This window comes from Solibacillus cecembensis (assembly GCF_050272495.1).
GTDB classification, from domain to species: Bacteria; Bacillota; Bacilli; order Bacillales_A; family Planococcaceae; genus Solibacillus; species Solibacillus cecembensis.
This window is the reverse complement of record NZ_JBNNMF010000020.1, coordinates 24218-37604: the sequence shown is the minus strand read 5'-3', so window position 1 is coordinate 37604 and position 13387 is coordinate 24218. Positions and strand designations below refer to the sequence as shown.

Below are 13387 nucleotides of genomic sequence, written 5' to 3'. Positions count from 1 at the left end.
TTTACTTATGTCGAAGAATGCGCTATCATAGGCTTTGGAGAAAAGAACTTATTAACCTTTTCGATTATGAAACTTTAGGGGGAACATCAACATGGCACAAAACTTACACAACAGCCGCGCTTCATTTGAAGTAAACGGTAAGACTTATAACTACTTCCGTTTAGCTGCACTTCAAGAAGCAGGTATCGCAAACGTATCACGCCTTCCTTACTCAATTAAAGTATTATTAGAATCAGTATTACGTCAATATGACAACTATGTAATTAAAGAAGAGCACGTAAACGAATTAGCAAAATTCGGTGCAGGCGCTAACGCAGAAGCTGAAGTACCATTCAAACCTTCACGCGTAGTTTTACAAGATTTCACGGGTGTACCAGTAGTAGTTGACTTAGCTTCATTACGTTCAGCAATGAAAGAAATGGGTGGAGACCCAGCTAAAATCAACCCAGCTATCCCAGTTGACCTTGTAATTGACCACTCAGTACAAGTTGACAAATATGGTAACGCAGCTGCATTAAATGCAAACATGGACCTTGAGTTTGAGCGTAATGCTGAGCGTTATAACTTCTTAAAATGGGCTCAAACTTCTTATGATAACTTCCGCGCTGTACCACCAGCAACTGGTATCGTACACCAAGTTAACTTAGAGTACTTAGCACCAATCGTACACGTTCAAGAAAATACAGACGGTACATTCGAAACATTCCCAGACTCAGTAGTAGGTACTGACTCACATACAACAATGATCAACGGTATCGGCGTTCTTGGATGGGGTGTTGGTGGTATTGAAGCTGAAGCAGGTATGCTTGGCCAACCATCTTACTTCCCAATTCCAGACGTTATCGGTGTTAAATTAGTAGGCGAATTACCAAACGGTACGACAGCTACTGACTTAGCTTTAAAAGTAACACAAGTACTACGTGCTAAAGGTGTAGTAGGTAAATTCGTTGAGTTCTTCGGACCAGGCGTACCTGCATTACCATTAGCTGACCGTGCTACAATCTCAAACATGGCTCCAGAATACGGTGCTACATGTGGTTTCTTCGCAGTTGATGAAGAATCATTAAAATACATGCACTTAACAGGCCGTGATGAAGAGCATATTGCTGTTGTTGAAGCTTACTTAAAAGCCAATGACATGTTCTTTGATGCTGCATTAGAGCCAGTTTACACTGACGTATTAGAAATCAACCTTGCTGATATCGAAGCAAACCTTTCTGGTCCTAAACGTCCACAAGATTTAATTCCTCTTTCTGATATGAAAACTCGTTTCCATGAAGCAGTAGTTGCGCCTCAAGGTACACAAGGTTTCGGTTTAGGTGAAGATGAATTCGCTAAAACATCTGCTGCTAAATTTGCAGAAGGTGACTTAGAAATCCCAACAGGTGCAATCGCAATCGCTGCTATTACATCTTGTACAAATACATCAAACCCATACGTTTTAATCGCTGCTGGTTTAGTTGCAAAAAAAGCGGTTGAAAAAGGTATTACACCTCCGAAATGGGTTAAAACTTCTTTAGCACCAGGTTCAAAAGTTGTAACTGGTTACTTAGAAGATGCAGATTTACAACAATACTTTGATGCAATCGGATTCAACACAGTTGGTTACGGTTGTACAACATGTATCGGTAACTCAGGTCCATTACTTCCTGAAATCGAAGAAGCGATTAAAGACAAAGACTTATTCGTAACGTCTGTACTTTCTGGTAACCGTAACTTCGAAGGTCGTATTAGCCCATTAGTGAAAGCCAACTACTTAGCATCTCCACCGCTTGTTGTTGCTTACGCTTTAGCGGGTACTGTAGATATCGACTTACAAAATGATGCAATTTCAGTAGACAAAGATGGTAACGATGTATTCTTCGCTGACATCTGGCCTTCAACTGAAGAAGTTAATGCAGTATTAAACAAAGTAGTTACTCGTGAACTATTCCAAAAAGAATATAAAACAGTATTTACTGCTAACGAAAAATGGAATGCAATCGAGACTTCAACTGAATCTCTTTACACATTCGATGACAAATCAACTTATATCCAAAACCCACCATTCTTCACGGGTCTTTCTAAAGAGCCTGAAGCAATCAAAACTTTAGCTGGCATGCGTGTAATGGCTAAATTCGGTGATTCTATTACAACTGACCATATTTCTCCTGCAGGTGCAATCGGTAAAGATACACCAGCTGGTAAATATTTAATCGAAAATGGCGTTGCAATTCGCGACTTCAACTCATACGGTTCACGTCGTGGTAACCACGAAGTAATGATGCGCGGTACATTCGCGAACATTCGTATCCGTAACCAAGTTGCACCAGGTACAGAGGGTGGATTCACTACTTACTGGCCAACAGGTGAAGTTGAGTACATTTATGACGCTTGCATGAAGTACCAAGAAGCAGGCACTGGCTTAGTAGTATTAGCTGGTAACGATTACGGTATGGGTTCATCTCGTGACTGGGCTGCTAAAGGTACATTCTTACTAGGCGTTAAAACTGTAATCGCACAATCTTATGAGCGTATTCACCGTTCAAACCTTGTAATGATGGGTGTTTTACCACTTCAATACATGGCTGGCGACAATGCTGATTCATTAGGCTTAAAAGGTGACGAAACATTCGCTGTTAACTTAACAGACGATGTGAAACCACGTGATATCCTAACTGTAACGGCTACTTCACCAGAAGGTAAAGTTACTGAATTCAAAGCGTTAGCTCGTTTTGACTCTGAAGTAGAAGTAGATTACTACCGTCACGGCGGTATCCTACAAATGGTATTACGTGCTAAAGCTGCACAAAAATAAGCCATTTTATTAATGAAAGAAAAGGTAAAGTCTTAATTGACTTTACCTTTTTTCATGGAATGGAACAGCTAAAAATAGAATAATGTAAAATATTTATTAAATTCTCACAATACATATGGAATAGTTGGTTCAATTTATATAAAATGGTAGAGTAGTATTATAATAGATTGAAAAGGGGTATTTACATGACGAAGAAACGTAAGCAATATACTGCCGCAGCACTTGCGACAATGACAGCAGTAGTGGTAGGGGCTACAGGCGTAGTAGCTGAACAATCGATGTACTCAGATGTCAGCGATTCGCACAAATACTCTGAAGCAATTCAAGTACTAACAGCAGCAGGAATTGTAACAGGCTATGGTGATGGAACTTTCAAACCAGATGCTACGGTTACACGCGGACAAGCTGCAAAAATGATTGCAGGCGCACTAAAATTAGATACAACGAAAGTAATAGATCCTAAATTTAGCGATATCGCACAATCGAATCACTATTACGGTGCAATTTCTGCATTAGTGGCGACAGGCTTTATCACAGGCTATGAGGATAACACATTCCGCAGCTCGGAAGAAATTACACACGGTCAATTTGCTGCGATTTTAACAAATGTTTCAGCTATTTATCCAATTGATACGCAAATGGTTCTAAAAGCGGCAAATGTATCATTCAATCTAACAAGTGAATTAACACGTGGTGAATTAGCGAGCGTTTTAGCAACGGTTTTAGCAGGGGCTACAACACCTGAATTGCCAGAAACACCTGAAGCATCAGAGAATTTCAAGCTTTCTGTTATGCATGTGAACGATACACATGCTCGTGTTGAAAACTTCCCTAAATTAATGACGGCTGTTAATGATTTCCGTGCGACATCATCGGAATCACTTTTACTCCATTCAGGCGATTCGTTTACAGGAACACTGTATTTCTCTGAATTTAAAGGACAAGCAGATATTCAATTTTTCAATGAACTTGGCTTTGATGCAATGACACTCGGAAACCATGATTTCGATTTAGGGTCTTCACCTGAAGGACATCAGGCATTGGTTGATTTTGTGCAAGCAGCAAACTTCCCAGTCGTAACAGCAAATACTGATTTTTCAAAAGATGCAATTTTTGATGGATTATTCACGGATTTAATTTCTAGTGAACCTGAAAATGGTCAAATTTATGCAGGTATGGTAAAAGAAATCAACGGTGAAAAAGTTGGGATTTTCGGTTTAACGACTGAAGAAACAAAAGTGACTTCATCACCTAATAAAGTGACGTTTGAAAATTATATTAAAAAGGCAGAAAAAGCGGTAAAAGCATTTGAAGGTATGGGCATTAATAAAATTATTGCGCTAACACATATCGGATTTGACGACTCAGCTGATTATGATAATGATCAAATTTTAGCGAAAGCAGTACCGGGTATTGATGTTATCGTAGGTGCACACTCACATACAAAAATAGAAGAACCATATATCGTTGACACTAACACGGTCGGTGAAAAGAAAGATGCGACAATTATTGTTCAAGCAGGAGAGCAGGCGAACTACTTAGGCACTTTAGATGTTGAATTTGACGAGCAAGGGGTTGTTGTCGCTCACGAAGGTCAATTAATTGATGTTGCAAAATTAGCAGCAAATCCAAAAGGTACTAAAATGCTCGCACAATATAAAGAAAAAGTCGATGTATTTGCAAGCAATGAAATCGGTGTCACATTAACTGAGCCGCTTACAAACCCTCGTAAAAATACGACTGCCGATACAGTTAGTGTTCGTAGTGACGAGACGGCTTTAGGTAATATTATTACAGATGGTATGTTAGCAAAAGCCAAATCATTTACGGGTAAAAATGTTGTGATGGCATTACAAAACGGTGGAGGGATTCGTTCTGATATTCCAGCAGGTAACGTGACATTAGGACAAGCGATTACAGTATTACCATTCACAAATACGCTTGCAGTAATGGATATTTCGGGCGCTGATTTACTTGAAGCATTCGAATTTTCTGTTCGTCAAGCACCAGAAGAAAATGGCGGTTTCTTGCACATTGCGGGTGCACAGCTCGTTTATGATTCATCAAAAGAAGCGGGTTCACGTATCGTGTCGTTAAAATACTATGACGAAAAAACAAAAGCATATGTTGATATTAAAGCAGATCAAACATATACAGTCGCTACAAATGCATTCACAGCAGGTGGTGGCGATGGTTATAAAATGCTAAGAAAAGTATATGATGCAGGAAAAGTTCAAGATTTAGGCTTATCAGACTGGGAAAACTTTGTAGAGCATTTATCTTCATTAAAAGAAGTGAAAACGACAACAGAAGGTCGTATTACGGACGTAGCTGCACCAGTTAAAGAAGCAAAAGAAGAAACAAAATAATTTGGAAATCACCGAATGAGGGCGACCTTTTCGGTGGTTTTTTCTTTTTTTGGAAAATTTCTAAAGTAGATTTAGAATAAAGATTAATCATTTATAATAAAATACTAAATTTGTAAAAGATTTAATCTAATTACATTGACAAGATGAATTATGGCAATTCAACAAAAAGGCCATTTTACTGAACAAGAATTAGAAAATTCAAGGGAAAATGAGTTAGCATGGGTGAATATTTATATAGCGTGTTTTGATAATTATGGAAATTATGGTTATAATGTTTTAAACTAGGTGTGGAAGTAGCTTGTCTTAGGAGAGGGGAAAAAAGATGATTGAATTACGAAAAATAGACGGAGATAACATAGATGAAGTAATAGCGCTTGATGTTGAAGAAAACCAGAAAGATTTTATACTAACTACTAACCTCAGAAGCATTGCAGACGCTTATGTGTTGAACGAAAACGGCGAACCAACTATCCCCTTCGCCATTTATGCTGATGGAGTTGTGGTAGGGTTTTTGATGTATTCTTATGATATTTTGGATCATGAATCATTTGAAAATGAAGATTTTTACAAGAAGATGGGCTATTTTGTTCATCATATTATGATTGACAAGCGTTATCAGGGGAAACGGTATGGCAAGCTTGCCTTTGAAAAAATGTTGATGGATATTGAAGCTATGCCTTTTGGCGAAGCAGAATATGTAGCACTCTTTTATCACACAAGTAATCTCACAGCTAAAACATTATACGCATCATTTGGTTTTTCAGAAACAGGCATCGTTCAGGACAATTCGATGCTGGCGATTAGAAATCTAGCTGGGAAAACAACAGAAGCGGTAGTAGAATAGGAACTTTCAGAAAGAAATGTAAGCTATCATGGCTTGACTCATAATAAACACAAATACAATACGCAACCAACTTTATAAATAGAAAAAGGGCGATTCCAAATGAATGGACTCGCCCTTTGTTTGCTTAAAATTCGATATATGCGACCATGCCTTCTTCATCGTGAATGTCCAGCGTAATGCGTGCTGACATCGAGTCACGACCAAGCTGCTCATCAATATAAAGACGGATAGCTGTAATAAAATTAACTGAGTTGTACACATCTAATTGGCCATTGTAAAATGCTTCAGCAGAGTAGCCTGCCAAATCGTCATACATTAACTCAACTTCGATATCTTGTGGTGCCACGTTTTTAAACTTTGCGTGAAAGTGGCAAACTGAATTAATTAAATCTTGTTCTAATAGAGTTAGTTTTTCCAAGATTGTGCAACCTCTTTTTCTTTTTTACGCTTAATTAATTGATAAATTTTCACTAGGAAGAATACAACTGCTCCGATAGCAAGCATATTGATCATGAACCCTAAAATCGAGCCAAGCATACCCATACCGCCAAATAGACTACCGAATAATAAACCAGCTAAACCACCAAGCATTAAGCCTTTCATTAAGCCGCCTGAAGATTTTTTCGCTGTATCTTGTTTCGTTGTTGTACCATTATTTTGTTTTGCTGTTGTTGGACTTGTTGCGTCATCCTTTTTTTGGATGTTAGAATTGTTATTTGAGTTATTAAAACCCTTTTTCCCTGATTTGTACGATTTAGCTTCTACTGTTTGTGCGTCGTTAGCAAATAATAATGTTGATCCGACACTTGAAAAGACAAGTGCAAATGCTAACATAACTGCTGATAATTTCTTCATGTTGTTCCCCCAATTTGTCGATTCTTATACTTTTTTAGTATACCAAAAAGCGACAAGGATAGAAAATAATAAGCCTGAATAGGATTCATTTAGGGAAAAAAATTCATAAAAACCCCAAAAATTGATTGTGTATATTCGTCTGAAAATGTATGATAAATAATGAATTTAAACGCTATTCTGAAATTAAAACGAAAGTTTATTAGAATAGTGTGCTTAAAATAGGAGGGACAAAAATGGCTAAAATTCGTATTGGTATTGTAGGCTATGGTAATTTAGGGCGAGGTGTGGAAGCGGCTATTCGTCAAAATGAAGACATGGAATTGGTTGCTGTATTTTCACGACGCGACCCATCAACAGTGAAAATTAAAACAGAAAATGTCCCTGTTTACTTAGTAGAAGACGCAAAAAATTATAAAGATCAAATTGATGTCATGATTTTATGTGGTGGTTCAGCAACAGACTTACCAGAACAAGTGCCACATTTTGCACAATGGTTCAATACAATCGATAGTTTTGACACACATGCTAAAATTCCAGAATTCTTTGATAGTGTAGATACGGTTGCTGAGCAAAATGGCACAGTATCCATTATTTCAGTTGGCTGGGATCCAGGTTTATTTTCATTAAATCGTTTACTAGGTGAAGTGGTTTTACCAGTAGGCACGACATATACTTTCTGGGGAGATGGCTTGAGTCAAGGTCATTCCGATGCAGTCCGTCGAATCGAAGGAGTAAAAGGCGGGGTACAATATACATTGCCGATTAAAGAAGCAGTTGATCGCGTGCGTAGCGGGGAAAACCCAGAATTATCGACACGTGAAAAGCATGCTCGGGAGTGTTTTGTTGTTGTAGAAGAAGGCGCAGATAAAGCAAAAATTGAAAAAGAAATTATTGAAATGCCAAACTATTTTTCAGACTATGATACAACAGTCAACTTTATTTCTGAGGAAGAGTTGCAACAAAATCATGCGGGAATGCCACACGGCGGTTTTGTCATTCGTTCAGGAGAATCTGGCGAAGGGGATAAACAAATTATGGAGTTCTCATTAAAATTACAATCGAATCCAATGTTTACTTCAAGCGTACTTGTTGCTTATGCGCGCGCTGCACATAAATTACGTGCCAAAGGGGATAAGGGAGCGAAGACGGTGTTTGATATTCCGTACGGGCTACTTTCACCAAAAACACCAGCTGAATTACGTAAAGAATTACTATAATCATTTTAAATAGAACGACATCGTGTCATGCGATGTCGTTTTTTAATCGTTTATCTTATATTAAAGTCTTTTCAACTTTCGAATTCAAAAGTATGATAGAGAAGTGTATATAAGAATTAAGAAAGGATGATCCATATGCAAGATAAGCGTTTTAAAGTAGCCCACAAGGAAGCGCTGATCGGTGTTGGCCTTGTTGTCATAAATTTTGCGGTTTGGTTTGGGTTTGCCTATGGACTCGGCTCTGGGGACCCACTTGAATATCGCTATGTGTTCGGTTTCCCTGCATGGTTTTTTTATAGCTGTATGGCAGGCACCGTTTTCATGATTGTATGTATTTGGCTAGCGATGAAACTGTTCTTCCAAGACATTTCACTTGAAGAGGAGGATGAACAGAAATGATCCATTGGCAAGTGATTATTCCACTCTTACTTTTTTTGGTAGTCATATTCGGTATTGGCATATGGGCGAATAAGCAAGTGCGTACGTCAAACTCCTTTATGCAAGAGTACTTTTTAGGTGGCCGCGAAATGGGTGGCTTCATACTTGCCATGACGATGATGGCGACGTATGGGAGTGCTTCAAGTTTTATCGGGGGACCAGGAGTTGCCTATAATACAGGGCTTGGCTGGGTGCTACTCGCAATGGCACAGCTTCCAGCGGGGTATTTTGCCTTAATGGTGCTTGGGAAAAAATTCGCGATTGTGTCACGTCGTATTGAAGCGATTACCTTAATTGATTTTTTAAAGAAGCGCTATGACAGCAATATTATTATCCTCTTATCCGCATTTAGTATTATTGTGTTTTTATTTGCCTCGATGACCGCGCAATGGATTGGGGGTGCACGATTAATTGAAGCATTAACGGGACTAAATTATACGAGCGCGTTATTAATTTTCGCTGCTTCCGTACTTGTGTATGTTATTATCGGAGGCTTCCGTGCTGTTGCGTTAACGGATGCAGTCCAAGGTACCATTATGATCATCGGTACAGTCATTTTACTCATCGGTACAGTTATTGCCGGTGGTGGTGTTGAAAATATTATGCAAAACCTTGTGGCAGAAAATCCAAATTTAGTTTCTCCATTTGGCGCAGACGGAAATTTAACTCCTTTATATGTTTCGACATTTTGGATTTTAATTGGACTTGGTGTCATAGGTTTACCGCAAATTGCTGTTCGTGCCATGAGTTATAAAGATGCGAAAAGCCTACACCGTGCGATTTTAATTGGCACAATCGGCATAGGTACAATTATGTTTGGTATGCATTTAATTGGTGTATTTGCTCGTTCGGTAGTACCAGGTATTGTTATTGGTGATAAAGTAATGCCAATCGTGACGCTTGAAGTGTTGCCACCATTATTAGCAGGCATCGTTTTAGCAGCTCCGATGGCAGCCATTATGTCGACGGTCAACGCATTACTTATTTTAGTGAGTTCGACGGTTGTGAAGGATATTTATTTAAACTTTATGAATCCAAAGGCGACAGAACAGCAGATTAAGAAAAGAAGCTACTGGGTAACGTCGATTATTGGACTGGCTGTAGTCATTTTTGCACTGAATCCACCTGAATTGTTAATTTGGTTGAATTTATTTGCATTTGGTGGATTAGAATCGGCATTTTTATGGAGTGTTGTGTTCGGTCTTTATTGGAAAAAGGCGAATAAATATGGGGCCATTAGTTCAATGCTCGTCGGCTTAACGCTGTACATAGCCATTGATCGATTAGCACCGCATATATTCGGCATGCACACCGTGACACTTCCGATTGTTGTGTCATTCTTTACATTTATAATCGTAAGCTTAACGACTCATAAAGTAAAAAAACTAGAAGAATTCCACTTTTAGAAATAGGTATGGTATTGTAAGAAAAATGAATAAATTATACAGCGGGGGATAAGTATGACAAATCAATATGAAGCAAGTATACATTATAATGGAATCATTTTATTAACAGCTTATTTGCAGCGCCAATATGTTTATGAAACGGTGCAATTACGCTTACATAATGCGAGTGATGACAAGTTTAAAAAAGTAAAGGACTCATTAGACCATACACATGCGATGCTCAAGTTATTTGAAGAAACGAAGAGCTTATTAGATGGTCAAAAAAATAAATTAAAATCATTTTCAGAGCAAGTGACACTCCTGATGCAAAGTTATATTAAAGAGGAGCCTTCTTTCACAGAGCGTTTAGCTGTTGTTGGCTCGACATTATATGCGGAACAAATGATGAATAATGGCATTATCCGACTAGGACAAGTGTTTCAGCAAGAAGTGGGAAAAGATTTTGCAGCGCGAACGAAATTTTATGAGGACCGTACAAAGGTAGTTGATATAATGGTGCAGTTGCTGGCGGACGGAAAAGAAGTAGAAGAAGCGATGATGCAGCAAATTGATAAATGGTACGAAGGAATTGCAGGGCAAAAAAACAATATTTTAGGTGATTTGAAAAAAATCAATGAAATGTTGGACTATACGCATAACAGATAAAGTAAAATGTCCGCTAAATGGGAAAAATTCCGCTTGGCGTGCGCATGGGGATAAAATTCATTACAAAAAAGGACCCCCCGATGAACGGGGCGGTCCTTTCGATTATACACGCTCGAAAAATACTTTGTCGATGTTGTATTTTGATTTGAATTGGTTGATCGCATAAGTTTCGTAAATTTCACGTTCCATTGGATCTTCAATTTCGTACACTTCGATTTTATGCACTTCTGTACGGTGATTTTTCATCGGTGATACAGTATCTTCGAAGTGTTTTTTAATGCGTTGGCGAATTTTACGTGCTTTACCGACAAATAAAAGTTCGTTTTGTTCATTGTAGAAGAAGAAAATTCCACCATTATCACGCGTAATTTTGTGGAAATCAATAAAACCGAAGTAAGGTGTAATTTCAACTTCGCCTGGTTTTGCAACTTGTTCACGTTGACGGATCACAAGAGTTGGTTTTGGCATTTCAATAGTAATCAAACAGTTCACGTCCCTAATATATTATAAAATTATATTTTACATGAAATCGCATTAAATATCCATCATTTCAGTATAAAAGAACAGAAATTCAATGAAATGATGCGATTTGACATAGAAAATTCGGTATTTGGGATAGGAAGTTCTACATATTATACGACACAATATTTTAAAATTTTTTTTTATCTATTCGCCCCAAAACAAATAATCCTCACATCTCCTTCACGATAAATTTTTAAAATTATCTTTTTTAAGAGCTAGAAATGCAAGTCTTTTCGATATAAAAGAAGGGAGCGAAACATTTGAAAAAAATTGTATTCTTTTTAGGTTATTATTAGTAGCTGCATGCTCACATAATGAAATTATATATGACGGTGCACCTTTAAAAATTGCTGTAGTTGGTAGTAGTCCTAAATTAAATAATGAAAAAATTCATTTCGAATCGATTTCATTAGATGAATTTAGCGAAGATACATTGCGAATTTCAACAAATTTTGATGCTGTTATGATAACACCCGTGATGTTTGAAGAAGCTTCAGACGATAAATATGTAGACCTATATAATCATTCTGAAATGCCCATTATTTTTTTCGATTCACCAAAACGGCATTATCCATTTACTAGAGGAGGGATTCCCTATGAAACGGCCCATTGGGAATCATTAAATAACGGTTCTCATACGACAATTTATTTATATAACATAGATGCATTTAGAGAAGATGCTTGGTATTTCTATTTAAAAGATGAAAAAGAGTTAGATTTACTTTACAAAGAGATTTTTCAAAAGGTTGAAATGTTATAATATTGGTAAAAAGTTGGTCTTGCTGAAGACATAATTTTTACATTCAAGACCTAATTCAAAAATTCAATAAACTGGAAATAAGAGATGTTAAACTAAAACCCCTTCTACTACGGGGGCTTACAGTGCGACAAGCATTTCACAAATAATCGGACTTATTCACAAACTAACTTAAAGTATGGGGGAGTGTCTCAATGGAAACTTGGGATTTATATGACAAACACCGTATTAAAATCGAGAAACAAATCACTCGTGGAGAAACTTTGCCACCCGATGAGTTCCATTTAGTTGTGCACGTTTGTATATTTAATTCAAAAGGTGAAATGCTCATTCAGCAACGCCAGCCTTTTAAACAAGGGTGGTCAAACCTTTGGGATATTACGTGTGGTGGGAGTGCGACTGCAGGTGATACTAGCCAACAAGCTGCTTCGAGAGAGCTATTTGAGGAATTAGGTATTGATTATAGCTTTGAAAATATGCGACCACAATTCACCATTAATTTTGAACGAGGCTTTGATGATTATTATTTGATTGAGATGGATATTGATTTGAATGAACTGACATTACAACATGAGGAAGTCCAAGCAGTGAAATGGGCTTCGAAAGAGGGAATTTTTAAATTAATGGAACAAAAAGCTTTTATTCCGTATTATGAGAGCATAATTGCCTTTCTATTTGAAAGTCGCCAGCGTTACGGCTCTATTCGTCTTTAACTGAAGTGTTACTACCTTTTACAAATACGATCCATTCGTTCACGTGTTTATCATTCTTTTTTTCCTCTCATTTGGTGCAAAAGGAGCAAATGAGAGGGACAAAATTGAATATATTTATAAATGAAATAGAGAAAAAATAGCTTTTAAAATTAACTATTACGCTAAGTACTTATGAAGGAGTGGAGCTTCGATGGATTATCTCGTAATATTTTTTTGTTTGGCAATTACACTACATAATATTGAGGAAGCAATTTGGCTCCCTCAATGGTCACAGCAACCTTCAAAGTATCAAAAGGCCGTTACTCCAAGTGAATTTCATTTTGCAGTCATCATTATAACAATGTTGGCTTATTTATCGGCGTTTAGTTATTTATATTTTCTAGAATCAGAGATAGCGAAGTGGATTTTTATTGGTTTTTTAGGTTCCATGATTTTTAATGCCATTTTTCCACATCTTCTTGTTACGATTTTAACGAAAACGTATGCTCCCGGACTCCTTACAGGCTTATTGCTTAACATTCCAATAAACTCATTAATTATTATTGAATTGTTTGATAATCATTTGATTATTTGGAAAGAGCTAATAATTTCTACTGTAGTCATAGGAATTATATTATTATCCCTTATACCATTACTATTTAAAATGAGTAGAAAAATACTACCTCATACATAAGTTGATACAGAATTGTAATTTCATTATTAAACTAACGAATGAGCTCCTACAATAAATAGAGGCGTTTCTTTGTGATTGTCCATTACCAGCCATCCCCACCACACTCCAACAACAAATTTCATTGATTTTCGCATACATTTTCGATTTTAGT

At 37.3% G+C, this 13387-nt stretch carries 14 protein-coding genes; 11 read left to right on the top strand and 3 right to left on the bottom strand.

Annotated features, from left to right (window positions below; translation table 11 throughout):
- Window positions 1–91 precede the first annotated feature (91 nt).
- The 4 genes from acnA to ACQKIH_RS16675 all read left to right on the top strand — a co-directional run bounded on the left by acnA (window position 92) and on the right by ACQKIH_RS16675 (window position 6010).
- Complete coding sequence (acnA, locus tag ACQKIH_RS16690; RefSeq protein ID WP_057983271.1) at window positions 92–2797, top strand: aconitate hydratase AcnA; 2706 nt, start codon at window positions 92–94, stop codon at window positions 2795–2797.
- Window positions 2798–2982: 185 nt separating this feature from the next.
- Window positions 2983–5166, top strand: coding sequence for a 5'-nucleotidase C-terminal domain-containing protein (locus ACQKIH_RS16685; RefSeq protein ID WP_427767949.1), 2184 nt, complete (start codon window positions 2983–2985; stop codon window positions 5164–5166).
- A 150-nt stretch (window positions 5167–5316) separates the two neighbouring features.
- Window positions 5317–5451: a hypothetical protein gene (locus tag ACQKIH_RS16680; protein WP_427767948.1), complete on the top strand. Its 135-nt coding sequence runs from the start codon at window positions 5317–5319 to the stop codon at window positions 5449–5451.
- 37 nt (window positions 5452–5488) lie between these two features.
- Window positions 5489–6010, top strand: a complete 522-nt coding sequence (locus ACQKIH_RS16675) for a GNAT family N-acetyltransferase (protein WP_427767947.1) — start codon at window positions 5489–5491, stop codon at window positions 6008–6010.
- A gap of 124 nt (window positions 6011–6134) precedes the next feature.
- Here ACQKIH_RS16675 and ACQKIH_RS16670 read toward each other — a convergent pair whose 3' ends face one another.
- Both ACQKIH_RS16670 and ACQKIH_RS16665 read right to left on the bottom strand, forming a co-directional pair.
- Window positions 6135–6428: a YxcD family protein gene (locus ACQKIH_RS16670; protein WP_057983279.1), complete on the bottom strand. Its 294-nt coding sequence runs from the start codon at window positions 6426–6428 to the stop codon at window positions 6135–6137.
- Window positions 6416–6865: a hypothetical protein gene (locus ACQKIH_RS16665; RefSeq protein WP_057983281.1), complete on the bottom strand. Its 450-nt coding sequence runs from the start codon at window positions 6863–6865 to the stop codon at window positions 6416–6418. The genes ACQKIH_RS16670 and ACQKIH_RS16665 overlap by 13 nt, the downstream gene beginning before the upstream one ends.
- A 233-nt stretch (window positions 6866–7098) precedes the next feature.
- Between ACQKIH_RS16665 and ACQKIH_RS16660 the strand changes: the two genes are divergently transcribed.
- The 4 genes from ACQKIH_RS16660 (at window position 7099) to ACQKIH_RS16645 (ending at window position 10571) form a co-directional block, all read left to right on the top strand.
- Entirely contained in the window at window positions 7099–8082 is a 984-nt protein-coding gene (locus tag ACQKIH_RS16660; protein ID WP_057983283.1) for a diaminopimelate dehydrogenase, read from the top strand.
- A gap of 135 nt (window positions 8083–8217) precedes the next feature.
- Complete coding sequence (locus tag ACQKIH_RS16655; protein ID WP_057983285.1) at window positions 8218–8481, top strand: YhdT family protein; 264 nt, start codon at window positions 8218–8220, stop codon at window positions 8479–8481.
- Complete coding sequence (gene panF / locus ACQKIH_RS16650; protein WP_427767988.1) at window positions 8481–9926, top strand: sodium/pantothenate symporter; 1446 nt, start codon at window positions 8481–8483, stop codon at window positions 9924–9926. Before ACQKIH_RS16655 ends, panF begins: the two co-directional genes overlap by 1 nt.
- A gap of 54 nt (window positions 9927–9980) precedes the next feature.
- Window positions 9981–10571, top strand: coding sequence for a hypothetical protein (locus tag ACQKIH_RS16645; protein WP_057983289.1), 591 nt, complete (start codon window positions 9981–9983; stop codon window positions 10569–10571).
- 102 nt (window positions 10572–10673) lie between these two features.
- Here the strand turns inward: ACQKIH_RS16645 and ACQKIH_RS16640 are convergent, their stop codons facing one another.
- The gene (locus ACQKIH_RS16640; RefSeq protein WP_057983291.1) at window positions 10674–11054 is read right to left on the bottom strand and encodes a nucleotide excision repair endonuclease; all 381 of its coding nucleotides are present in this window, start codon (window positions 11052–11054) and stop codon (window positions 10674–10676) included.
- 472 nt (window positions 11055–11526) lie between these two features.
- Between ACQKIH_RS16640 and ACQKIH_RS16635 the strand changes: the two genes are divergently transcribed.
- From ACQKIH_RS16635 to ACQKIH_RS16625, 3 genes are all read left to right on the top strand, one after another.
- Window positions 11527–11853 carry a hypothetical protein gene (locus ACQKIH_RS16635; protein WP_427767946.1) on the top strand — a complete coding sequence of 109 codons (327 nt, stop codon included), beginning with the start codon at window positions 11527–11529 and terminating at the stop codon, window positions 11851–11853.
- 191 nt (window positions 11854–12044) lie between these two features.
- Window positions 12045–12563, top strand: a complete 519-nt coding sequence (locus tag ACQKIH_RS16630; RefSeq protein ID WP_427767945.1) for an NUDIX hydrolase — start codon at window positions 12045–12047, stop codon at window positions 12561–12563.
- 190 nt (window positions 12564–12753) lie between these two features.
- Window positions 12754–13236 (top strand): HXXEE domain-containing protein, encoded by a 483-nt coding sequence (locus ACQKIH_RS16625; RefSeq protein ID WP_427767944.1) that lies wholly within the window; start codon window positions 12754–12756, stop codon window positions 13234–13236.
- Window positions 13237–13387: the final 151 nt, after the last annotated feature.

Coding starts and splice junctions, on each gene's coding strand:
- acnA (WP_057983271.1), top strand. CDS start 92: ATGGCACAAAACTTACACAACAGCCGCGCTTCATTTGAAGTAAACGGT.
- ACQKIH_RS16685 (WP_427767949.1), top strand. CDS start 2,983: ATGACGAAGAAACGTAAGCAATATACTGCCGCAGCACTTGCGACAATG.
- ACQKIH_RS16680 (WP_427767948.1), top strand. CDS start 5,317: ATGGCAATTCAACAAAAAGGCCATTTTACTGAACAAGAATTAGAAAAT.
- ACQKIH_RS16675 (WP_427767947.1), top strand. CDS start 5,489: ATGATTGAATTACGAAAAATAGACGGAGATAACATAGATGAAGTAATA.
- ACQKIH_RS16665 (WP_057983281.1), bottom strand. CDS start 6,865: ATGAAGAAATTATCAGCAGTTATGTTAGCATTTGCACTTGTCTTTTCA.
- ACQKIH_RS16660 (WP_057983283.1), top strand. CDS start 7,099: ATGGCTAAAATTCGTATTGGTATTGTAGGCTATGGTAATTTAGGGCGA.
- ACQKIH_RS16655 (WP_057983285.1), top strand. CDS start 8,218: ATGCAAGATAAGCGTTTTAAAGTAGCCCACAAGGAAGCGCTGATCGGT.
- ACQKIH_RS16645 (WP_057983289.1), top strand. CDS start 9,981: ATGACAAATCAATATGAAGCAAGTATACATTATAATGGAATCATTTTA.
- ACQKIH_RS16630 (WP_427767945.1), top strand. CDS start 12,045: ATGGAAACTTGGGATTTATATGACAAACACCGTATTAAAATCGAGAAA.
- ACQKIH_RS16625 (WP_427767944.1), top strand. CDS start 12,754: ATGGATTATCTCGTAATATTTTTTTGTTTGGCAATTACACTACATAAT.